At 72.6% G+C, this 22,010-nt stretch carries 20 protein-coding genes; 11 read left to right on the top strand and 9 right to left on the bottom strand.

From position 1 onward, the window contains the following. Nucleotides 1–57: 57 nt before the first annotated feature. The 3 genes from IE118_RS27455 to IE118_RS27445 all read right to left on the bottom strand — a co-directional run bounded on the left by IE118_RS27455 (nucleotide 58) and on the right by IE118_RS27445 (nucleotide 2,534). Nucleotides 58–288 (bottom strand): hypothetical protein, encoded by a 231-nt coding sequence (locus IE118_RS27455; protein WP_189560748.1) that lies wholly within the window; start codon nucleotides 286–288, stop codon nucleotides 58–60. 101 nt (nucleotides 289–389) lie between these two features. Further along, nucleotides 390–1,160 carry an SDR family NAD(P)-dependent oxidoreductase gene (locus tag IE118_RS27450; RefSeq protein WP_189560747.1) on the bottom strand — a complete coding sequence of 257 codons (771 nt, stop codon included), beginning with the start codon at nucleotides 1,158–1,160 and terminating at the stop codon, nucleotides 390–392. A 33-nt stretch (nucleotides 1,161–1,193) separates the two neighbouring features. After that, the gene (locus tag IE118_RS27445) at nucleotides 1,194–2,534 is read right to left on the bottom strand and encodes an FAD-dependent oxidoreductase (protein WP_189560746.1); all 1,341 of its coding nucleotides are present in this window, start codon (nucleotides 2,532–2,534) and stop codon (nucleotides 1,194–1,196) included. A gap of 255 nt (nucleotides 2,535–2,789) precedes the next feature. Between IE118_RS27445 and IE118_RS27440 the strand changes: the two genes are divergently transcribed. Then, complete coding sequence (locus IE118_RS27440) at nucleotides 2,790–4,394, top strand: aspartate aminotransferase family protein (RefSeq protein WP_189560745.1); 1,605 nt, start codon at nucleotides 2,790–2,792, stop codon at nucleotides 4,392–4,394. A 168-nt stretch (nucleotides 4,395–4,562) separates the two neighbouring features. Here the strand turns inward: IE118_RS27440 and IE118_RS27435 are convergent, their stop codons facing one another. Both IE118_RS27435 and IE118_RS27430 read right to left on the bottom strand, forming a co-directional pair. Then, on the bottom strand, nucleotides 4,563–5,381 hold the full coding sequence (locus tag IE118_RS27435; protein ID WP_189560744.1) for an SAM-dependent methyltransferase: 819 nt from the start codon (nucleotides 5,379–5,381) through the stop codon (nucleotides 4,563–4,565). 90 nt (nucleotides 5,382–5,471) lie between these two features. Then, the gene (locus tag IE118_RS27430; RefSeq protein WP_189560743.1) at nucleotides 5,472–6,767 is read right to left on the bottom strand and encodes a M6 family metalloprotease domain-containing protein; all 1,296 of its coding nucleotides are present in this window, start codon (nucleotides 6,765–6,767) and stop codon (nucleotides 5,472–5,474) included. 357 nt (nucleotides 6,768–7,124) lie between these two features. Between IE118_RS27430 and IE118_RS27425 the strand changes: the two genes are divergently transcribed. Beyond that, entirely contained in the window at nucleotides 7,125–7,766 is a 642-nt protein-coding gene (locus tag IE118_RS27425) for a TetR/AcrR family transcriptional regulator (protein ID WP_189560742.1), read from the top strand. Nucleotides 7,767–7,917: 151 nt separating this feature from the next. Beyond that, nucleotides 7,918–9,459 (top strand): MFS transporter, encoded by a 1,542-nt coding sequence (locus IE118_RS27420; protein ID WP_189560741.1) that lies wholly within the window; start codon nucleotides 7,918–7,920, stop codon nucleotides 9,457–9,459. Between the two features lie 108 nt (nucleotides 9,460–9,567). Here the strand turns inward: IE118_RS27420 and IE118_RS27415 are convergent, their stop codons facing one another. Beyond that, complete coding sequence (locus IE118_RS27415) at nucleotides 9,568–10,083, bottom strand: MarR family winged helix-turn-helix transcriptional regulator (protein ID WP_189560740.1); 516 nt, start codon at nucleotides 10,081–10,083, stop codon at nucleotides 9,568–9,570. 136 nt (nucleotides 10,084–10,219) lie between these two features. Between IE118_RS27415 and IE118_RS27410 the strand changes: the two genes are divergently transcribed. Then, nucleotides 10,220–10,981 (top strand): dioxygenase family protein, encoded by a 762-nt coding sequence (locus IE118_RS27410; RefSeq protein ID WP_189560762.1) that lies wholly within the window; start codon nucleotides 10,220–10,222, stop codon nucleotides 10,979–10,981. 19 nt (nucleotides 10,982–11,000) lie between these two features. Here the strand turns inward: IE118_RS27410 and IE118_RS27405 are convergent, their stop codons facing one another. Then, nucleotides 11,001–11,519 (bottom strand): GNAT family N-acetyltransferase, encoded by a 519-nt coding sequence (locus tag IE118_RS27405; RefSeq protein WP_189560739.1) that lies wholly within the window; start codon nucleotides 11,517–11,519, stop codon nucleotides 11,001–11,003. Nucleotides 11,520–11,711: 192 nt separating this feature from the next. On the opposite strand from IE118_RS27405, the gene IE118_RS27400 reads away from it, so the two are divergent. Beyond that, nucleotides 11,712–12,710 carry a sigma-70 family RNA polymerase sigma factor gene (locus tag IE118_RS27400; RefSeq protein ID WP_189560738.1) on the top strand — a complete coding sequence of 333 codons (999 nt, stop codon included), beginning with the start codon at nucleotides 11,712–11,714 and terminating at the stop codon, nucleotides 12,708–12,710. Between the two features lie 530 nt (nucleotides 12,711–13,240). Beyond that, the gene (locus IE118_RS34520; RefSeq protein WP_189560761.1) at nucleotides 13,241–13,849 is read left to right on the top strand and encodes a TetR/AcrR family transcriptional regulator; all 609 of its coding nucleotides are present in this window, start codon (nucleotides 13,241–13,243) and stop codon (nucleotides 13,847–13,849) included. A 177-nt stretch (nucleotides 13,850–14,026) separates the two neighbouring features. Here IE118_RS34520 and IE118_RS27390 read toward each other — a convergent pair whose 3' ends face one another. Then, nucleotides 14,027–15,037 carry a helix-turn-helix transcriptional regulator gene (locus IE118_RS27390; RefSeq protein WP_189560737.1) on the bottom strand — a complete coding sequence of 337 codons (1,011 nt, stop codon included), beginning with the start codon at nucleotides 15,035–15,037 and terminating at the stop codon, nucleotides 14,027–14,029. A gap of 62 nt (nucleotides 15,038–15,099) precedes the next feature. Here IE118_RS27390 and IE118_RS27385 point away from each other — a divergent pair, with 62 nt between their 5' ends. The 5 genes from IE118_RS27385 (at nucleotide 15,100) to IE118_RS27365 (ending at nucleotide 21,102) form a co-directional block, all read left to right on the top strand. Then, nucleotides 15,100–16,614, top strand: coding sequence for an MFS transporter (locus IE118_RS27385; RefSeq protein ID WP_189560736.1), 1,515 nt, complete (start codon nucleotides 15,100–15,102; stop codon nucleotides 16,612–16,614). Nucleotides 16,615–16,815: 201 nt separating this feature from the next. Continuing rightward, entirely contained in the window at nucleotides 16,816–17,577 is a 762-nt protein-coding gene (locus IE118_RS27380; protein WP_189560735.1) for a DeoR/GlpR family DNA-binding transcription regulator, read from the top strand. Beyond that, complete coding sequence (gene pfkB, locus IE118_RS27375; RefSeq protein ID WP_189560734.1) at nucleotides 17,574–18,521, top strand: 1-phosphofructokinase; 948 nt, start codon at nucleotides 17,574–17,576, stop codon at nucleotides 18,519–18,521. Before IE118_RS27380 ends, pfkB begins: the two co-directional genes overlap by 4 nt. 103 nt (nucleotides 18,522–18,624) lie before the next feature. Further along, nucleotides 18,625–20,706, top strand: a complete 2,082-nt coding sequence (locus IE118_RS27370) for a PTS fructose transporter subunit IIABC (RefSeq protein WP_189560733.1) — start codon at nucleotides 18,625–18,627, stop codon at nucleotides 20,704–20,706. A 117-nt stretch (nucleotides 20,707–20,823) separates the two neighbouring features. Then, on the top strand, nucleotides 20,824–21,102 hold the full coding sequence (locus IE118_RS27365) for a hypothetical protein (protein ID WP_189560732.1): 279 nt from the start codon (nucleotides 20,824–20,826) through the stop codon (nucleotides 21,100–21,102). A gap of 32 nt (nucleotides 21,103–21,134) precedes the next feature. Here IE118_RS27365 and IE118_RS27360 read toward each other — a convergent pair whose 3' ends face one another. Continuing rightward, nucleotides 21,135–21,881 (bottom strand): DUF6227 family protein, encoded by a 747-nt coding sequence (locus tag IE118_RS27360; protein ID WP_189560731.1) that lies wholly within the window; start codon nucleotides 21,879–21,881, stop codon nucleotides 21,135–21,137. Between the last annotated feature and the right edge of the window lie 129 nt (nucleotides 21,882–22,010).

Genomic DNA, 22,010 nt, shown 5'->3' with positions numbered 1-22,010 from the left:
GGCGCGCGGCGCGGCAGCGGGGCCGGGTCGGCGCCACCGCCTCGCACGCCGGCTCGCTCAGGCCGGGATCCCCGGCCGCGGGAGGCCCGGTGGCCCGGGGAGGAGTGACACCTCGCCCAGCGGCCGGGGCCACCAGGCCAGTGAGGTCCGCGGGCCGCCGTCGACCGCCGTCCGCGTCCCGGTGGGTTCACCCGGGAGTCCGAGAACGACGTCCACGGTGCCCGCGGGCCGGTCCGCGGGAGCCTCGAGGATCGCGCTGATGAAACCCAGAGCCGGATTGGTGTTCATGTCGTGGTTCCTCTCGACGAGCTCGACGAGCGGGTCCTCCCGCCCCGCCGGCCGCACGGGCGACCGACGGGACCCGGCGGTCCTCCAGGAGCGTGAGCGGCTCAGAGGACCTTTTCCATGCCGCCGTCGATGAGGTAGTCGGCGCCGGTGATGTACGAGGCCGCGGGCGACCCCAGGAAGACGATCAGGTTGGCGACCTCCTGCGGCGTGCCCCAGCGCCCGGCCGTGACGTGCGCCATGGCCGGGAACTCCTGGGCGAACTCCTCGAAGGACTCCATGCCCCATTCCTTGCTCAGCCGGGGACCGTACTCGTCCCACAGCGGCGTCGTGATCAGCCCGGGGGAGACCGTGTTCACCCGGATGCCCCGCTTGCCGAGGTCGTCCGCCAGACCCTTGGACCACGCGCGCAGGGCCGCCTTCGACGACGCGTAGAAGTACGGGCCCTGACTCGGCCACCGGCCCACGCTGGAGGCCACGCTCACCACGGCCTCCCTGAGCTGCGGCAGCAGTGCCCGGGTCACCCGGACCGCCGAGTTCAGGTTGAGGTCGAAGCCGCGCTGCCAGACCTCCTCGGTGAGCCCGTCCAGCCCCGTGATCGGCATGCCGGCCAGCCCGCCGACCCCGTTGACCAGGACGTCGACCCCGTCCGGGAACTCCTCGGACGCCCGCTCGGCCAGCAGCGCGGCACCCTCCTCGGTCGTCAGATCGCCCTCGAAGGTGAGGGCACCGCTCTCCTTGAGCTCCGCGGACACCTCCACGTCCGCGCCCAGGACGCGCGCCCCCTCCGCCAGAAACGTGCGGACCACGGCGGCGCCGATGCCCCGGCCCGCCGCCGTCACCACGACCGTCTTGCCCGTGTACGCGAGATCCATCGCTCACATTCCCCTATCGGTGTCGAGAATTGCCTACTGCTCCGGGCCGGTCGAAGCCGGTTGACGGGACAGCGTTCGGTGTACGCGCTCCTGGACCGCCGGGTCCAGGAGCGCGGTCGGTGGGTCGAGCAGGCCGAAGACCCGCAGGCAGGTGAGGGCGAGCGATCCGTCGAGGGTGGCCGCGACCTGGGTCCGGCCCACGAGTTCCAGCACCTGCAGCAGCTCCGGCGTCCGCTCGCCCGGGACGCCGGGGAAGCTGAGATCGCTGAGCAGCGTCATGTTCCAGACCGGATCCACCACCTGCTCGGTGAGCCGCCGGAAGTAGGCCTCCGCGGTCGGCGCCTCCTCCTCCGCCAGGTGATCGCGGAGCGCCAGGGCCTGCATCGCGGCGAACGCCATGCCCTGCCCGTAACGGGGGTTGAGGCTGCACACGGCGTCGCCGAGCATCAGCAGCCCGCGGGGGAAGGAGTCCATCTGCTCGTAGCGCCGCCGCAGGCTGGCCGGGAAGCGGTAGCGCCGCACCTCGGTCAGGGGCTCGGCCACCTCCAGCACCTCGTGGATGTCCGGAGCCGCCAGGGACTTGGCGAAGGACAGGAAGCCCTCCGGGTCGGTCGGCGGGTGGTCCCCGAGCACGCCGTAGAGCGTCACCACGGCGCGGTCGCCCTCCACCCGCTGGCAGGCACCCCCGCGCGGGGAGTCGGGAGAGGCGACGATGTTGATGCAGACGTCCCCGGCGAAGGCGTCGCCGGGGGCCCGCACGACCTGTGTGGCGTACCCCACGTCGACCTTGAGCTTCTCCTCCGTGACCCGTCCGTGGCCGTGCTCCTCCAGCCATACGGGGGTGCGCGACCCCCTTCCGGAGGCGTCCACGACGAGGTCGGCCGGCAGTTTCCCGGCTCCGCCGGGCCCCAGGAGCACGCCGTCGACGACGCTGCCGTCGTCGGAGAAGGAGAGTCCGGCGACGTCCTGTCCGCCGAGGAGCCGCACCCGCGGGAGCGCCTCGACGCGGGCTCGCAGATGGCCCTCCCTGAACACGCGGGAGCTGATGACGGTGGCGAGACCGGACTCGCTCCTGACCAGGGGACGGCCGGCGATCACCCAGCGGACGTCCCGGGCGATGTCGCCCGCGTGGGCGCCGCCGGCCACCATCTCCTCGCCGATACCGGGGAACCACTCCTCCGTGATCTGGTGGCCGCGGGCCAGGAAGTCGTGCGCGTGGCCGCTCTGCGGGACCCCCCGCCGGTCCCCGTCGGCGGGGTCGTCCCGCTCCACGACGGTCACCCGTCCGAAGACGTCGGCCAGTACCCGGGCCGCGAAAAGGCCGGCCGGGCCGGCCCCCACGACGACCGCGTGGTCTTCTGCGCGAGATTTCATGGCGAGCCGCCCCTCGTAGTCGATGCACGGCCTTCCGAGTTCTCTTGTGCAACAGTCGGAAGAACGCAGCCCAAAGTAGGGCCACGCCGCTCACGGCACGTTCATCGCGCGAGCACGATCCGATGCGCGCCCGGAATTACCGGCGTATTACCGGCTGCTGTTTCCTCGCCGGTCGCGATTCCCTAGGCTCGCGTGGACGTGGTGGCACCGCGGGGGACGGGAGTGTTTCCGCCTCCCCTCACCGGAGGAGAGAAAATGGAATCGGCGTCTACGGAACCCCAGCTCACCGAACCGTATTTGACCACCGTGCTGGCGAATTCCGGCCTGGGCGTCGACTATGTCAGAGCCGAAGGGAACACGGTCTTCCACCTCGACGCCGACGGCAAGGAAGTACCGGTCACCGACTACTGCGGTGGATACGCGTCATTGATACTGGGCCACAACAATGCGGAGCTCACGGCTCATGCGAAGGCCGTGCTGGACTCCGGTATTCCGGTGTACGTCCAGTTCTCCCGCCACCCCGCGGCCAATCGTCTGGCGGTGAAGCTCAACGAGATCGTCGCGCGGGAGACCGGAGCCACCGAGCCCTACTTCACGCACTTCGCCAGCACCGGTGCCGAGGCGATCGAAACGGCCGTCAAGCACGCCGAGTTCGACCGCGTGCTCAAGGTCTCGGCGTTGATGGGCGAGATCGAGGGGCATGTCGCGCAGGCGCGTGACGCGGCGCGGGAGGGGCGCCTCACGGTGGCGGACTCCGCCCGGGTGAAGGCAGCCGCGGGCACGCCGTCCGGGAGCACGGCGGCATCGCCGCAGGACGCGCTCGAGCACCTGCTGGCCGCCGTGGCCCGCCACAACGGCGAGGTGGCGGGCCGCCCGCCGGTCCTGCTGGCCCTGGAGGGCTCCTTCCACGGGAAGCTGATGGGCAGTGTGCAGCTCACCCACAACAGCGGGTTCCGGTCGGCGTTCGGGGGTCTCGGTGCCCAGGCGCACTTCCTCCCGCTCGACCAGCCGGACGTGCTCACCAAGGCCGTCGACGGGATCCGGGCGCGGTCGCGCGTCCTGGACGTGGTCGTCACCGACGGCGTCGCTGACGTGGTGGAGCGCGACTTCCCCGCCTTCTGCGCCTTCCTGGTGGAACCGATCCAGGGTGAGGGCGGGATCCGTGTGCTGGACCGCGAGGCCGCGGAGCACATCCAGCGCGTCTCCGCCGCGGCCGACTGCCCGCTGCTGATCGACGAGATCCAGACCGGTCTGGGCCGCACCGGCGCCTTCCTCGCCAGCTCGCTGGTGGGGCTCCGCGGCGACTACTACGTCCTGTCCAAGAGCCTGGGCGGCGGCGTGGCCAAGAGCTCCGTCGTCCTGGTGCACCAGAAGCGCTACCGGGGGGAGTTCGAGCTGGTGCACAGCTCGACCTTCGCCAAGGACGGGTTCTCCACCGCCGTCGCCCTCAAGGTGCTGGAGATGCTGGAGGCGGAGGACGGCGCGGCCTACCGGCAGGCCGAGGAGCGTGGCGAGATGCTGCGCGCGGCGCTCGACCGCGTGCGTGCCGACTACCCGGAGGTCGTCAAGGAGACGCGTGGCAGGGGCCTGCTGCAGGGACTGGAGTTCCACGACCAGTCCGGATCCGGCTCCGCGGTGATCAGTTCCGCCGCCCGCAGCGGAATCCTGGGGTATGTCGCCGCCGGCTTCCTGCTGGGGGCGCACCGCATCAGGGTGCTGCCGACGGCCAGCGCGCCGAACACGTTGCGGTTCGCCCCTTCCCTGCACCTGACCGAGGAGGAGACCGGCCACCTGGAGACGGCGCTGCGTGACCTGTGCGCACTGCTGCGTGACCAGGACGAGCAGCGCCTGGCCGGCTGACAGGCGGACGGCGTCCGGCCACCGGGCCGCCGCCGCCCACGGCACGCCGCCCCGGCCCCCCGTCCCGGGCGGCGTGCCGGCACGTCCACGGGCGGGGAAGACGGGGACGGAGCCGCCCCCCCCCCCGCATCGGCGCCTCGGCCGGTGCGGGACCGGGGGCTCATGGGGTCAGGGCTTGCGGGCGACGCCACCGAACATGGCGACCTCGGCGGGCGGCTCGGCACCGTCGTCGTCCGGGCGCCAGCGGTTGCAGGAGACCACGCCGGGCTCGAGGAGCTCCAGGCCGTCGAAGAACCGGGTGACGCCCTCCGGGGTGCGCTGGGTGAGTTTCGGGGTGCCGTTCTCGTTCCAGAAGGCCACCGCCGCGTCGACGTCCGGCATGTCGGGGCGGGTGATGGTGTGGGAGAGGACGAGGTGGCTGCCGGAGGGCAGCGCGTCCATCAGGCGCCGCACGGTGCCGTACGCCTCCTCGTCGTCCTCGACGAAGATGACGACGCCGAGCAGGACGAGCGCCACCGGCTCGGAGAAGTCGAGGGTCCGGGCGGCCTGTTCCAGGATCGTGTCGATGTTGCGCAGGTCCTCGTCGAGGTACGTCGTGCGGCCCTCCGGCGTGCTGGTGAGGAGGGCCTCGGCGTGGGCCAGCACGATGGGGTCGTTGTCGACGTAGACGACGGCGGACTCGGGGGCGATGCGCTGGGCGACCTCGTGGGTGTTGTCGGCGGTGGGCAGGCCGGTGCCGATGTCGAGGAACTGGCGGATCCCGCACTCGCCGGCGAGGTACCCGACGGCGCGGCCGAGGAACTGCCGGTCGGCGAGGGCGTAGTCGCCGATGCCGGGGTGCAGCTTGCGGATCTGGTCGCCGGCCACCTGGTCGACCTCGTAGTTGTCCTTGCCGCCCAGCCAGTAGTTCCAGATCCGGGCCGTGTGCGGCTGATCCGTCCTGATGCGCTTGCGGGCCTCGAACGATGCCGCGGATATCTCGGTCACAGGACGTCCTCCAGAGCTGGGCGGGCAGCGGGTCAAGCAGCAACCTAGCGCCGGGAGTTGCCGGGAGCGAGCTGATGGGGGGAGGGCGGTTCAGGGGGCAGCCGAGGCCCGGGTCACCCGTACCCGGTACGACCTCTCCTCCGCCGCCAGGACGGTCACGCGGATGCCCGCCTCGCGGTCCTCGAAGCTCTCGCCGGAAGCGAAGGTGGCGTCCGAGAGCTCGGCGTGGACATTGGGGGCGCGGGTGCAGCCGCCGCTGTCGCGGCGCGAGTCGAAGACGGTGACCGGGCCCATGCCGGTGTCCACGTTCGCGTCGACGCGGTAGACGAGGACACCGGGGCGGCAGACCGCCTCGTCGTTGCCGGCCCGGGTGCGCAGTTCGAGGGCGTAGCCGGAGTGGGCGTCCAGGGGGAGGAAGACCAGCTTCGGGCCGCCCGCCAGCGCGAGCGGGGTGAGGACGTACTCCCGGGTGCCCCGGCCGGCCGCGCAGCCGACCTGGGAGGCGTCCAGCCAGCCCAGTTTCCACTTGTGCCAGGCGAGGAAGTCGTTGTTGGCGCCCCAGTCCTCGCTCATGATGTCCCAGTGGCCGACCGCGCCGCCGCCCTCGGCGGTGTAGAGGTCGGGCAGGCCGAAGACGTGGCCGTTCTCGTGCGGCAGGACGCGGTAGCCGGTGCGGTCGTAGGAGCCGGATCCGTCGTCCTGGCGGGAGTAGACGAAGGACGCGTTGGCGACGGGGACGCCGTCGGCGGTCGGGGCCTCCTTGTTGCCGGCGAAGGTGACGGACAGGACCGTGTCGAGGGCGGCCGGGCCCGCGTTGGGGGTGACCAGGACGTTCAGCAGGTCGTAGTCCTGGAAATCCACCTCGGGGTCCGCCTCGGCCACTATGTCGCGGACCAGCTCGCGGTAGCCCGGGTCGAAGGGGGCGCCGCGCTCTATCCCGTACGCGCGGAACGACTTGGGCATGCGGAGCCAGTCCGGGACCGGGATCTCGGGGCGGTAGTCGAGGCGGCCGTAGGAGCTGGTGGCGAACCACTCGCGGGTCTGCGGGAAGAACTCCCGGTAGCGGTCGAGGGCGTCGCCCTCGCCGGGTGCGTCGGAGAAGTCGACCATCAGGGTGAGGGCGCGGACGGTGCCGGTGGAGCGGGTGTAGCCGGGGGCGGTGGGGATGCCCTCGGACATCTGGACCGAGCGGTTGCCGCCGATCATGCAGGGGCCGTGCGCGGAGGTGCGGGAGAGGGCGCTGGGTCCGGCGCCGGGGGCGAAGGCGCCGGGGGAGAGGCGGCCGTTGCCGGCCGAGGTGCACAGGGCGAGGGTCAGGGCGGACACCGATGCCAGGGCGGCGAGGCGGCGCGGGGATATCCGGCGTCGGCTCGGCTGCGGCAGCATGCGGGGACCTCCGCTCCACACGGCAGCCGCCCGTCACCGACTGCACCCTCGCCCTCACCCTGCGTCGGCGGATCCGTGGACGCTCGCTGGGAGGGCCGATCGTGCGGCAGCCGGCGCACGAGGGGTGAGGGGCGGAAGCCGGCGGTCGAGCCCCGGCGCAGGCGCCCGCCCTCGCCGCTAGACGCTGTGGCGCACGTCACATCAGAAGTTCTCACTCCCGGGAAATAACCGGGGACCGTTTCCCCGTTTGGAGGTGTGTTCGCCCGAAGCGGGGATCCACTCCCCGGATCGGGCGGCGCAGCACCACAGCAGTGGGAGAAGGACCGACAGCCGTACCCCGTCACCGAGGAGTGCACCGTGCAGACCGCGACCCCCGCCACGCGCAAGGCACCCCGGCCCCGCGCCGACGCCCTGCGCAACCGGGAGCGGATCGTCACCGCCGCCCGGGAGATGTTCGTCGAGTTCGGGCCGGACGTGCCGCTCGACGAGGTCGCCCGCCGGGCGGGCGTCGGCAATGCCACGGTGTACCGCAACTTCCCCGACCGCGACGCGCTGGTGCGCGAGGTCGTCTGCTCCGTGATGGACCGTACGGTGCGGGCGGCCGAGCAGGCGCTGAGCGAGACCGGGGATGCCTTCGAGGCGCTGGAGCGCTTCGCGCACACGGCCGCCGACGAGCGGATCAGCGCGCTGTGCCCGATGGTCTCCAGCACCTTCGACCAGCACCACCCCGACCTGGAGGACGCGCGCCGGCGGGCCGAGAGCCTCGTCGCGCAGTTGATGGACCGCGCCAAGGCGGCCGGTCAGCTCCGCAGCGACGTCGAGTACGGCGATCTGATGGTGGGCGTCGCCCAGCTGAGCCGGCCCCCGGCCGGTACCGGCTGCATGAGTGCCGACCGTTTCGTCCACCGTCATCTTCAGCTGTTCCTGGACGGGATGCGGGCTCCGGCTCCGGCCGTTCTGCCGGGTTCGGCCGTCACCGTGGAGGATCTGCGCCGCTGAGCGAGCCCTGACACCCGATCACGCGCCGCCCGCCCCGATCCGCGGGCCTCGCCCGGAACGGCCGTCCCGGGGACGCGTCGTTCCTTGAAGACACCCGATTTTTCGTCAGACGTTCTCAATTTCCGTCACAAGTACCGAAGTGGGTACCCCCATGTCTGAAACAGCCTCCACGGCCGTGAAAGCGGCTCCGAGTGCTCCGGATGCCAACCGCTGGAAAGCGCTCGTCTTCATCGCGCTCGCCCAGCTGATGGTCGTCCTCGACGCGACCATCGTGAACATCGCCCTGCCCTCCGCCCAGCAGGACCTGGGCATCTCGGACGGCAACCGCCAGTGGGTGGTCACCGCCTATGCCCTGGCCTTCGGCGGGCTGCTGCTGTTCGGCGGCCGGATCGCCGACCTGTGGGGGCGCAAGCGGGCCTTCGTGCTCGGTCTGGGCGGCTTCGCGCTGGCCTCGGCGCTCGGTGGCGCGGCCACCAACGAGGCCATGATGTTCGGCGCCCGCGCGCTGCAGGGTGCGTTCGGCGCGCTGCTGGCCCCCGCCGCCCTGTCCCTGCTCGCGGTGATGTTCACCGACGGCAAGGAACGCGCCAAGGCCTTCGGCATCTACGGCGCGATCGCCGGCGGCGGTGGCGCGGTGGGTCTGATCCTCGGCGGATTCCTCACCGAATACCTGGACTGGCGCTGGACGTTCTTCGTGAACATCCCCTTCGCGGTCGTCGCCGCGGCCGGCGCGTACTTCGTCATCCGTGAGCCCGGCGGGCGCAACCGCTCGCCGCTCGACATCCCCGGTGTGGTGCTGTCCACCCTGGGCCTGGTCGCGCTCGTCTACGGCTTCACCCGCGCGGAGTCCGACGGCTGGGGCGACTCGACGACGGTCGGCATGTTCGCCGCCTCGGCCGTGCTGCTCGCCGCCTTCGTGGCCGTCGAGGCCAAGGTCAAGGCGCCGCTGCTGCCGCTGCGCGTGATCACCGAGCGCAACCGCGGCGGGGTGTACCTGTCGCTGGGCATGGCGATCATCGCGATGTTCGGCCTGTTCCTCTTCCTCACCTACTACCTCCAGGTCGTCAAGGGCTACTCGCCGGTCAGGACCGGCTTCGCCTTCCTGCCGATGATCGCGGGCATGATCGTGGGGTCGACGCAGATCGGCACCCGTCTGATGACCCGGGTCGCGCCGCGGCTGCTGATGGGCCCCGGCTTCCTGGTCGCCGCGCTCGGCATGCTCTTCCTGACCCAGCTGGAGATCGACACCTCCTACGCGGGCGTCCTGCTGCCCGGCATGCTGCTGCTCGGTCTCGGCATGGGTACGGCGTTCATGCCCGCCATGTCGCTGGCCACCCTGGGCGTGGAGGCGCGTGACTCCGGTGTCGCCTCCGCGATGGTCAACACCTCGCAGCAGGTGGGCGGTGCGATCGGCACGGCCCTGCTGAACACGATCGCCGCCTCCGCCACCACGTCCTACGTCGCCGACCACATCGGCGGCGCCACCGGCCGGGCCCAGCAGCAGCTGGTCCAGCTCCAGGGACAGGTCCAGGGCTACACCAGCGCCATCTGGTTCGCGGTCGGCATCCTGGTGGCGGCCGCGGCCGTCGCCCTGACCCTGATCAACGCGGGCCGGCCGGGCACCACGGCGGTCGCCGGGTCCTCCGAGGAGACCATCGGGGAGGAGCTGCCGGTGCCGGTGGCCATGCACTGACGGCCGGCCCACCGGTCCCCCTGCCGGGGACATCCCGTACCACCCGTACGGAAGAGGAGGGGACGCCTCCTCCGTACGGCTCCCCGGACCTGCCCCGGTTCCGCCTCGTCAGCGGAGCCAGGGCAGGTCCGCACCCGCTTCGCTCGGCTGGAGTCCCTCGGCGACGATCCGCATGATCTCGCCGAGGGACTTCTGCTGTTCCGGGGTGAGCCGGTCGAACACCGCCTGCCGCACGGCGTTCACATGGCCGGGCGCGTGCCGGGCGAGCATCTCCTGGCCCTCGTCGGTCAGTACGGCGAACTGGCCCCGCTTGTCGGAGGGGCAGTCCTCGCGGCGGACCCAGCCGCTCTTCTCCAGCCGCGCGACGGCGTGCGACAGACGCGAGCGGGTGATCTTCGCCGACATCGCCAGCTCCGTCATCCGCAGGCGCCGGTCCGGGGCCTCGGCGAGCTTGACCAGCAGGCCGTAGTACACGTGCGGCATGCCCGCGTCCCGCTGGAGCTGACGGTCGAGATGGTCCTCCAGGAGCGTGGTGGCGTCGATGTACGCGCGCCAGACGCGCTGTTCCTCTGCGGTGAGCCAGCGGGGTTCCCCCGGGTCTGCGGATGTGGGTGCCGTGTTCATGTAGTCCACTGTACGGCGGACCTCCTTGAATGTTAAACAAAACTGGCGTACGGTCGGTGGTGGAAGTTGAGAATTCAAGTACACGAGTCACCCGCCGGAGGGAGTCGCCGTCATGACCGCCGCCACTCAGGAACGCATGCCCGCCCTGTACCTCAGCCACGGCGCCCCGCCCCTGGCCGACGACCCGGTCTGGCCCGGCGAGCTGGCCGCCTGGTCCGCGGGTCTGCCCCGTCCCAGGGCGATCCTCGTCGTCTCCGCCCACTGGGAGGAGGCGCCGCTCGCCCTCGGCGCCACCGAGACGGTCCCCCTCGTCTACGACTTCTGGGGCTTCCCGGAGCACTACTACCAGGTCACCTACGGAGCCCCCGGAGCCCCGGCCCTCGCCGACTCCGTGCGCAAGCTGCTGCGCGCCCCGGGCATGCCCGTGCAGGACGTCCCCGACCGCGGGCTGGACCACGGCGCCTACGTGCCGCTGGTCGAGATGTACCCCGGGGCCGACATCCCGGTCCTGCAGGTGTCGATGCCGACGCTGGACCCGGTGAAGCTCATGGACATCGGGCGCCGGCTCGCGCCGCTGCGCGACGAGGGCGTGCTGATCATCGGCTCCGGCTTCTTCACCCACAACCTGGCCGCACTGCGCCAGGGCGGCATCCCCTCCTGGTCGACGGAGTTCGACGCCTGGGGGCAGGAGGCGCTGGAGGCGCGGAACGTGGACGCGCTGCTGGACTTCACCCGCAAGTCCCCGGCGGGCCGGCTCGCCCACCCGCGCACCGAGCACTTCGCCCCCCTCTTCGTGACCATGGGCGCCGCGGACGCCGCCGGCGAGCTCGGGGAACAGAAGTCCGTGATCGACGGGTTCTGGATGGGGCTGGCCAAGCGGTCGGTGCAGTTCGGCTGAGCCGCCCCGGCCGGGCCGGCTACAGCTCCTTCTCGTACCAGGCCACGTCCCACCAGCGGCCGAACTTGCGGCCCACCTCCCGGTGGGTGCCGACGTGCCGGAAGCCGAAGCGTTCGTGCAGGCGGGTGGAGGCGTCGTTCGGCCGGGCGATGCCGGCGTAGGCGCGGTGCAGGTCCTCGGCCTCCAGGGCCTCGAAGAGCGCCGTGTAGAGCAGGGTGCCGATCCCGCGCCGGCCGGCGCCCGGGGCGACGTAGACCGTCGTCTCCACGGAGGTGGCGTACGCGGGCTTGGGACGGAAGGGGCTCGAGGTGGCGTACCCCAGGACCCCGCCCGCTCCGCCGTCCGTGGCAACCATCAGGCGGTACGGGCCGTCTACAGGGTGGGAGAGCAGCCAGGGACGGCGCCCTTCCGGGGTGAACGGCGAGGTGTCGAATGTGACGGCCGTCTCACGCACGTAGTGGTTGTACAGGTCGGTGAGGGCTGTCAGGTCGCCTTCCCCGCCCGGCCTGACCTGGACCTCCGTGTGTTCCGTCGGCATCGCGCCTCCCCGCGTGGGCCGACAGGGTACTGCATGATCAGAAAATTGGGAGGACGGGTTGGGAATTCTGTCCGGATTCCAGTCGTTGTTTCCTACGGATGCGGGCACCCGAGCAGAGTCCGAAGAGACCTGAAGAAAGTGCCGAGTGTCCGCAGGACCACCCGCTGACCTCACCATCGCAAGGGAGCACGCATGGCAACCCGTGCCGTCGCCCGTCGTCAGTCCGCCTCCGGCGAGACGGCCGACGCGGCAACCAGTGTTCGCGCCCACAGCGGCGAGATCGCCGATCGCGACCTGGTCGGCATGTACCTCGACGAGATCGCGCGCACGCCGCTGCTCGACGCCGCCAAGGAGGTCGAGCTGTCCCAGATCATCGAAGCGGGTGTGTTCGCGAAGCAGATCCTCGACGGCCTCGAGGAGAACAAGGCCGGGGCCTCGCAGGAGGAGCTCGAAGCCCTGTACGACGCGAGCGAGCGGGCGAAGGACGTCTTCATCCGGTCCAACCTCCGCCTCGTCGTCGCCGTGGCCCGCCGGTACCCGCGCAGCGGCCTGCCGCTGCTCGACCTGATCCAGGAGGGCAACGCCGGCCTGGTGCGCGCGGTCGAGAAGTTCGACTACCGCAAGGGCTTCAAGTTCTCGACGTACGCCACGTGGTGGATCCGCCAGGCCATCACGCGGTCCATAGCCGACCAGTCGCGCACCATCCGCCTGCCCGTCCACCTGGTGGAGGAGCTGGGCCGGATACGGCGCGTGCAGCGCGAGTTCAACCGTGAGCACGGCAGGGACCCGGAGCCCGCGGAGATCGCCGCGGAGCTCGGCTCCACCCCGGAGCGGGTCACCGACGTGCTCGACTGGGCCCGCGACCCGGTCTCGCTGAACATGTCGGTGGACGACGAGGGCGAGACCCAGTTCGGAGACCTCCTGGAGGACACCTCCGCGGTGTCGCCGGAGCAGTCGGTGCTGACGCTGCTGCGCAGCGAGGAGCTGGACGACCTGATCGGCCGCCTCGACCAGCGCACGGCGTCCATCATCAAGATGCGGTACGGCATCGAGGACGGACGCGAGCGCACGCTGACCGAGGTCGGCAAGGAGCACGGTCTGACCCGCGAGCGCATCCGCCAGATCGAGAAGCACGCGCTGCTGGAGCTGAAGAAGCTGGCCCGCGACACCGGCTTCGACGCCGCGGCGTGAGCGCCGGCGTCGCCGCGCCGGGGTGGCCGCCGCGATCCGTCGCGGTAGCGTGAACACCCCGGCCGCGTACGCCGGGTGGCGGAAGACCGCGCAAAACATGGCTGTTCCCTGTCGCTTCAACCCGCCGGGGCCAGGGAACAAGAAGGCAGAGCCCAGGAGTTCGGTCCTCGGCGACCCGACCCCCTGGACCGCACGAGCCACGTCCCGACGCACAACCCCCCCGGCGCCGGGACTTCCCAAGGCCGGGTTCGGCGCCCCTCCCCCCGGGCGCCGGGCCCGGCTTTCCTCTGCCCGGACGCGGCCCGGACGCGGTCCGGACGCGGTCCGGACGCTGCCCCGGAAGGTGCCCGGAGGTGGAGAGCGGGCCACCCCGAACCTGAACCCCGGGGTGGCCCACCAGATGGCAGATTGTGCCACATGGGCATAGCCTGCCGGGCGTGAGCAGCAGCACCACCCCGACCCCGCCGCCCCTTCCGCCCGCCGCGGCCTCCGCTCCGTCGCTGACCGAGCGGCGCAAGGCCGAGACCCGTATGGAGATCGCCCGCGCGGCGGCGGGCCTCTTCGTCCGTCAGGGGCTGCGGGCCACCCGCGCCGAGGACATCGCCCAGGCGGCCGGTGTCGCCCCGCGCACCTTCTACCGGTACTTCGCCGGCAAGGAGGAGGCCATCGGTCCGCTCTACGCGACCGGCGCCCAGCGCTGGGTCGAGGCGGTGCGCGCCGCCCCCGCCGGGGTCCCGCTGCCACGGGTGCTGGAGGACGCGGTGCGCCACACGCTGACGCCCGGCCGCGGGGTGTCGGCGGCCTCCTGGGACTGGGTGCGCACCCTGATCCGGCTGGCACAGACCGACCCGGCCCTGCACAGGGTGTGGGCGGAGGCGTGCCGGGAGGCGGAGCGGTCCCTCGCGCAGGCCCTGGCGGAACGGCTGACGGCCGCTCACCGCTCCGACGACGCCGACAACGTTGCCGGTCACAGCCGGCTCTGCTTCACCGCGGCGGTCGCGAGCGCGGCGGTCCGCACGGCGACGGAGTGCTGGGCTGCGGGCGACGCCCCCGCGGAGGGCCCCCGGGGCCCGGCCGCCCTGGCGCTGGCCAACCTGGCGGCACTGCGCGACTTCCCGTGGGAACCGCCCGGACCCTGAGCAGGGGGCGCCGACCGCTGGAGCCGGCCCGCGACGGCGTCCCGGCGGGGCCGGACGCCGTGAGCCGCGGTGTCGTCACCGGTCACCGTGGCCCCGGCCCCGGCGGCGTCCATCCGCCGCCGCACGGAGCGGCCGCTGATCCGGTGAGGGCCCGGCGCCCCGCGTCGCCCGTCGGAGTCAGGACGGTGTGGACGGGACGGACGGGTCCGGCCGGTGTCCGCCGTCGTCCGACGCCGCCCGGGTCATGCGGGCGCCCAGTTCCCGTACCGCGTCGACGAGTTCCGGCGGTTCGTGGACGGTGAAGTCGTGACCGAGCATGGCCAGTCGTACCGCCATCCAGTCCTTGGCGTCGCCGACCGTGGCCCGGAGCCGGCAGGTCGCCTCGTCCAGGGGCTCGGGGGTGCCCAGCCAGGCCGGGACGCGGGCCGCGACCGTGGCCGCCGGCGCGGCGAAGGTGACGACCATCTCGTACGACTCCTGGGTCCGGTTCATCGAGCGGCGCAGGTACTCCGCCGCGCTTCCCGTCGGCAGTTCCCTCGGGGTGAACCGGGCCCCGGTCGCGAACGGTTCGCTGACCCGGTCGACGCGGAAGGTCCGCCAGTCCGCGCGGTCGAGGTCGTACGCCACGAGGTACCAGCGCCGCCCGGTCGACACCAGCCGGTACGGCTCCACCACCCGGCGGGAGCCGGTGCCGTCGGCCGCGCGGTAGGCGAACCGCAGCCGTTCGCGCCCGGCCACCGTGGACGCCATGACGGTGAGTGTCTCCGGTGCGATCGTCGCGCCGTCGCCGCTGGTCAGCGGGGTGGTCGCGGCCTGGAGCGTGCTGACCCGGTGCCGCAGCCGGCCCGGCAGCACCTGCTCCAGTTTCGCCAGCGCCCGCACGGACGCCTCGTCCACGCCCTCCAGCGCGTGCCCGGCCCCGGCCCGCAGCCCGACCGCGATGGCCACCGCCTCCTCGTCGTCGAGCACCAGCGGAGGCATCGCCTTCCCGGCGACGAGCCGGTAGCCGCCCTCCGCGCCGAGCGTCGCCTGCACCGGGTAGCCGAGCTCGCGCAGCCGGTCGATGTCCCGCCGGATGGTGCGGCGGGAGACCCCGAGCCGGTCGGCGAGCTCGCCGCCGGGCCACTCGCGGGGTGTCTGGAGGAGGGAGAGGAGCGTCAGCAGCCGGGCCGGGGTGTCCGTCGTCATGGATGCGAGGATGCCGCACCACTAGGACACAATCCGACCTACTTCCCGCATAGCTTCCGGACATGACCTTCACCGACACCCCGCACGCACCACAGCCCGCCGCGGGCGACCGCCGCCGCTGGTTCGCGCTGGCGATCGTGATGACCGCGGCCTTCATGGACCTCGTCGACGTCACGATCGTCAACATCGCGATCCCGTCCATCCAGCGCGACGAGGGCGCCACCTTCAGCCAGATCCAGTGGATCACCGCGGGCTACGCGCTGGCCTTCGCCGCCGGGCTCGTCACCGGCGGCCGGCTCGGTGACATCCACGGCCGCAAGCGGATCTTCCTCGTCGGCATCGGCGGCTTCACCGTCGCTTCCGCGCTGTGCGGGCTCGCCGTGAACCCGGAGATGCTGGTCGCCTCCCGCATCCTCCAGGGCGCCATGGCGGCGCTGATGGTGCCGCAGGTGCTGTCGATCGTGCACGCGACCTTCCCGGCGCACGAACGCGGCAAGGTGTTCGGGCTGTTCGGTGCGGTCGTCGGCCTCGGCGCGGTGTCCGGACCGCTGCTCGGCGCCCTGCTGACCGAGTGGAACCTGTTCGGTCTGGAATGGCGGCCGATCTTCCTGATCAACCTGCCGGTCGGCATCGCGGGCCTGGTCCTCGGCCGGCGCTTCATCACCGAGTCGAAGGCGCCGCGCGCCCTGAAACTGGACCTGGTGGGCGTCGCGCTGGTGACACTGGGGCTGCTGATGCTGCTCTACCCGCTCACCCGCGGCCGGGAACTGGGCTGGCCGGCGTGGGGGTACGTGTCGATGGCGGGCGCGCTGGCGGTGTTCGGGGCGCTGGTGGCGTACGAGCGGGCCAAGGGCGCGCGGGACGGCTCGCCACTGATCGAGCTGTCGCTGTTCCGGGTCAAGAGCTTCGCGGCCGGCATCGCGGTGCAGACGGTGTTCGGCGTCGGTCTCGGCGTCTTCTTCCTGGTGTGGACGCTGTACATGCAGATCGGCCTCGGCTGGAGCGTGCTGCGGGCCGGACTGACCGGGCTGCCGTTCTCCGTCGCGGTCTCCGCGGCCGCCGGGATGTCCGTGCAGCTGCTGGTGCCGCGCTTCGGGCGCAAGGTGCTCCAGGCGGGCGCGCTGGTGATGGCGGCCGGTGTGCTGATCTACCTGTGGGAGGCGGAGCGCTACGGGCAGGCGATCACCTCCTGGCAGATGGCGCTGCCGCTGGTGGTCATGGGCGCGGGCATGGGATTGATCGTGGCGCCGCTGACCGACGCGGTGCTCTCCGAGGTGCCGCGTGAGCACGCCGGCTCCGCCTCGGGGCTGATCAACACCGTGCAGCAGATGGGCAACGCGCTGGGGCTCGGCCTGGTGTCGGTGGTGTTCTTCGGGGTGATCGACGAGGAGCTCGCCCCGGCCGAGGTGGGGCCGGCCTTCGTCGACGGCTTCCAGCACGCGCTGGGCTGGGTGGCCGCCGTGCTGGGCGTCATCTTCCTGCTGATGTTCGCGCTGCCGAAGCGCCCGGCCCAGCACGTGGAGGGCGGGCAGGAGACCCCGGCGGCGGTCACCAGGGAGCCCGAGCTGGTGTCCTGAGCGGACACCGCGCCGGACGGCCGGAAGGGCCCGGCACCCGTTCTCACGGGTGCCGGGCCCTTCCGCGTCGCCCGCCCGGCGCGGAACGGACACAAACGGAAGCCCGGTCGTGCCCGTATGTGTTTACTTTCCGGACTTCCCGACGTACTGTCCGAGTCACACCACACGTCCGGGCACGAACGGACGGGAAGGACGGCGGAGATGTACGCACCGGAACGCCAGCAGGAGATCCTCCGGCTCGCCCGCGACGGCGGCCGGGTGGACGTGGTCTCGCTGGCCGAGGAGTTCCAGGTGACCGCCGAGACCATCCGCCGGGACCTGAAGGCCCTCGACCGTGCCGGTCTGGTGCGCCGGGTGCACGGCGGCGCCATCCCCGCGGGGCGCCTCGACTTCGAGCCGGACCTCGCCGAGCGGGAGACCACCGCCGCCGACGAGAAGGACCGCATCGCCCGCGCCGCCCTCGCCGAACTCCCGGCCGACGGCACCGTGATCGTCGACGCCGGTTCGACGGCCGCGCGGCTGGCGGGATTCCTGCCGGCCGACGCCTCCCTCACCGTCGTCACCCACAGCCTGCCCATCGCCGCCCGCCTCGCCGACCACCCCGGCATCCAGTTGCACCTCGTCGGAGGCCGCGTCCGGCACCGCACGCGCGCCGCCGTGGACGCGTGGGCCCTGCGCGCATACGCCGAGATCCGCGCGGACGTCCTGTTCGTCGCCGCCAACGGCTTCTCCACCGAGCACGGGCTGACCACCCCCGACCTCGCCGAGGCCGCCGTGAAGCGCGCGGCCGTGGCCGCCGCCCGCCGGGTGGTGCTGCTCGCCGACTCCTCCAAGCACGGCCAGGAGCACTTCGCCCGCTTCGGCGACCTGGGCGACGTGGACCTGCTGATCACCGACACCGGGCTCAGCCCGCAGGACGCCGCCGCGATCGAGCGCGGGGGCACGGAAGTGGCACGCGCATGATCCTCACCATCACCCCCAACCCGTCCCTGGACCGCACCTACGAGGTCCCCTCGCTGGACCGCGGCGAGGTCGTCCGGGCCACCGGCGAGCGCGTCGACCCCGGCGGCAAGGGCGTCAACGTCTCACGCGCCGTCGCCGCGGCCGGCCGGCGCACGGTGGCCGTCCTGCCCCTCGGCGGCGCACCGGGCGCCCTGGTCGCCGGACTGCTCGACGCGCAGGGCATCGAGGCCGCCCCGGTCCCGGTCGCCGGAGCCACCCGCTCCAACATCGCGCTCGCCGAGTCCGACGGCGTACTGACGAAGATCAACGCGCCCGGGCCCGAGCTGACGGCGGCCGAACAGGAACTGCTCCTGGACACCGTGCTCCGGCGGGCCGGGGGCGCCGACTGGATCGCCTGCTGCGGCAGCCTGCCCCGCGGACTCGCCCCCTCCTGGTACGCCGAACTGGTCGCCCGTGTGCACGCCGCCGGCGTGCGCATCGCCCTGGACACCTCCGGGCCGGCGCTGCTCGCCGCCCTGCGCGAACGGCCCGACGTGGTGAAGCCGAACGCGGTGGAACTCGCCGAGGCCGTGGGACGCCCGCTGATCACCGTGGGCGACGCGGTCAAAGCGGCCGGGGAACTGCGCGCGGCGGGCGCCCGGGCCGTCCTCGCCAGCCTCGGCGCCGACGGCCAGCTCCTCGTCGACGACGACGGCGCCTGGTTCGGCGCCGCCCCCGTCGACACCGTCCGCAGCAACGTCGGCGCGGGCGACTCCTCCCTCGCCGGGTTCCTCGTCGCCGGCGGGCGCGGGCCCGGGGCGCTCGCCTCCGCCGTCGCCCACGGAGCGGCCGCCGTCCAGCTGCCCGGCAGCGTGATGCCGACACCGGGCGACCTGGACCCGGCCGCGGTCACCGTCACGGCCGAGGTCCCCGTCGACCGGGTCCTGAGGGAGCCGGCGTCGTGAACGCCCGTGCCTCGGGACTCCGCCCCGTTCCTTCCTTCCCCACCCCCGTCCCCTCCCCCGCCCACCCCGCTGTACGGGCGATACGCGTGCGAAGGAGCCCGCGATGAGCGAGATGATCACCGCGGACCTGGTCGACCTCGACCTGTCCGCCGACACCAAGGAAGCGGCGGCGCGCGCCCTCGCCGAGCGGATGGTGGCCCGGGGCCGGGTCACCGACCTGGAGGGCTTCCTCGCCGACGTCGCCGCCCGCGAGGCCCAGATGCCGACCGGCCTCGACGGCGGCATCGGCATCCCGCACTGCCGCAGCGCACACGTCACCGAGCCGACGCTGGCCTTCGGGCGCAGCGCGGCCGGGATCGACTTCGGCGCGCCGGACGGGCCCGCCGACCTGATCTTCCTGATCGCGGCCCCGGCCGGCGCGGACGACGCCCACCTGACGATCCTGTCGTCGCTGGCCCGGCAGCTGATGAACAGCGAGTTCACCGACGCCCTGCGCTCGGTGGGCGACGCGCCGTCGGCGGCGGCGCTGATCCGGGGCGGGGACACCGGCTCCGCGGACTCCGGCGGCACCGACGACTCCCGTGGATCCGAGGGCGCCGAGGGCTCCCGTGGATCCGAGGACTCCGTGGCGGCACCGGCGGCGGCCTCCGCCGGTGCCGCCACGGGCACCACCGCACCCGAGCCGGAGCGCCCCTTCCGGATCGTCGCCGTCACCTCCTGCCCCACCGGCATCGCCCACACCTACATGGCGGCCGAGTCGCTGGAGAACGCCGGCCGGGACGCCGGCGTCGAACTCGTCGTCGAGACCCAGGGATCGGCCGGCTTCACCCGCCTCGACCCGGCCGTGATCGCGGCGGCGGACGGTGTGATCCTCGCCCACGACGTCCCCGTACGGGAGAAGGACCGCTTCGCCGGCAAGCCCACCGTCGACACCGGCGTCAAGGCCGCCATCAACCGCCCCGCCGACCTGATCAGCGAGGTGAGAGGCAGGGCGGAGCGCGGCGAGGTCACCGCGGCCGCGTCCGCCGGCACCCCCGTCGAGCGCGGCGGCGAGTCCGGCGAGGGCTATGGCACCAGGCTGCGCACGTGGCTGATGTCCGGCGTCAGTTACATGGTGCCGTTCGTCGCGGCCGGCGGTCTGCTGATCGCCCTCGGCTTCGCGATCGGCGGCTACGGGATCAACGAGGCGCCCTCGGTGATGGACCACTTCGTGTGGACCCAGGCCGACAGCTGGGGCGCGCTGCTCTTCCAGATCGGCGGCGTCGCCTTCGGCTTCCTGGTCCCGGTCCTGGCCGGCTACATCGCCTACGGCATGGCCGACCGGCCCGGCCTGGTGCCCGGCTTCGTCGGCGGCGCGATCTCGCTCACCATCAACGCCGGCTTCCTCGGCGGTCTCGCGGCCGGTCTGATCGCCGGTGGCGTGGTGATCGCGATCCAGAAGGTGCGGATCCCGGCAGCCCTGCGCGGCATCATGCCGGTGGTGGTGATCCCGCTGATCTCCGCCGCGGTCGTCGGCTTCCTGATGTTCGTCGTCATCGGCAAGCCCATCGCCGAGGCGCAGAAGGGCATGACGGACTGGCTGAACGGCCTCTCCGGCGCCAACGCCGTCCTGCTCGGCGCGCTGCTCGGCCTGATGATGTGCTTCGACCTCGGCGGTCCGGTCAACAAGGTCGCCTACACCTTCGCCACCGCCGGGATCGCCGTCGCGAGCCCCAGTGACTCCGCGATGAAGATCATGGCCGCGGTGATGGCCGCCGGCATGGTGCCGCCGCTGGCGATGGCCCTGGCCACCACGGTCCGCGGCAAGCTCTTCAACCGGACCGAACGCGAGAACGGCAAGGCCGCCTGGGTCCTGGGCGCCTCCTTCATCAGCGAGGGCGCCATCCCGTTCGCCGCCGCCGATCCGCTGCGCGTGATCCCCGCCTCCATGGTGGGCGGCGCGGTCACCGGCGCCCTGTCGATGGCGTTCGGCGCGACCCTGCGCGCCCCGCACGGCGGGATCTTCGTGGTCCCGCTGATCGGCAACCCGTTCCTCTACCTGGTCGCCATCGCCGCGGGCGTCGGTGTCACGGCGGCCCTGGTGATCGTCCTCAAGGGGCTCCGCAAGGCGGCTCCGGCCGGCCCGGGAGCGGGCGGGGCCACCCTGGCGGCATCGTCGGAGAGCAAGCGGCCGGTGGCCGTGTGATCCCATGACGGTGCGTCCGTTTGGGTAGGTGTGGGCGGTTCATGCCTACTGCGATATAGATCACGATCCTCACGGTCCGGGGCTCAAAGTTCCGGACCGTGGTGTGTACTGGGCCGCATGTCTGAGCACGAGACGAGCCCGCGGACGACAGGCGCCACCGTTCTCACCCTGGTGGCCGTGGCCTGCGCGGCGGGTCTGGCCGACGTCCTGCGGCGCCGGCGCGAGCGCAAGCGGGGGAGCGGGCACGTCGAGGAGCCCCCGGTCCACATGCCGCACGGCACCCCGACGATCCCGAGGCAGCGGCGCAACGGCTCCCCGGCGGAAGCGGTACGGCTCACCGAGGCCGAGCGCGACGCCTTCGCCGGACTGGTGCGCCGGTTCGGCGAGTACGGCTGAGGCGCGGGCGGTCCCCGGCGCCTGCCGGTCCGTCAGGAGACCCGCGCCGCCCGGCGTTCCATCGCGTCCCGCGCCGCGTCCTCGCTGGTGTACACCTCACACATGTGCCGCCCGTCCGGTGTGAGGGTGTGCTCGACCTCCCACAGGGACAGCTCCACGCCGTCACCCAGCAGGAACGCGTGCTCGTAGAGCGAGAAGGGCAACGCCTGCCGCCCGGCACGGGACGGGCGGCCGAAGGCCTGCGTGATCCGGTGCGCGCAGGCGGTGCTGAGCAGCGCCGCCGTCTCGCCGCCCGGCCGGTCCGGGTTCTCCGCCCTGCGCAGTAAGCGGCGCGCGTGGTCCGCGGACCCGTCCGGGACGTAGGTCTGCCGCAGCACCGGAGCCGGGGCGGGCAGCACCGTCACCGGGAGCTCGAAGTCCGGCGCGTCCGGCGGCAGGGGGAGCCGGGCCGTGGCCGTGCGCAGCTCCTCCTCGTCCACGTAGATCTCGTGCTGCGGTTCGCTGCCGCGCGCGGTGTTGTGGACCAACTCCCAGAGCGTGACCGCCGAACCGTCGGCGAGCAGCCAGGTGTGCCGGTAGGTCTCCCGGTGCAGTCCCGCGCTGTGGTGCGCGGAGTGCAGCGAACCGTCGTGCGCCAGCGCGCAGTCCAGCCGGAGGATCGTCTCGTCCGGCAACTCGAAGGAGTTCAGGGCGCGGCCGAGGAGTCGCGCGAGGTGCTCCTCCGGAGACTCACGCGGGTCGGGTGGTTCGTACGCTGCCGTCTCGTACGGAACGCTCAAGGTTTCTCCCGGCGTCGCTGCATGTCACCTTGTGGGTGCATACCGTAGCCCCTGGGCCGGACATCGTGTCCGGTGAACGGGAAAACGTCTGACGGGAAAACGACCGGGCGGCGCGAGGAATTCCCCCGC

It is taken from the genome of Streptomyces pilosus (assembly GCF_014649835.1).
In the GTDB taxonomy this organism is placed as follows: Bacteria; Actinomycetota; Actinomycetes; order Streptomycetales; family Streptomycetaceae; genus Streptomyces; species Streptomyces pilosus.
Note: the sequence above shows the minus strand (reverse complement) of the source record. Positions and strands in the feature narration are given on the sequence as shown.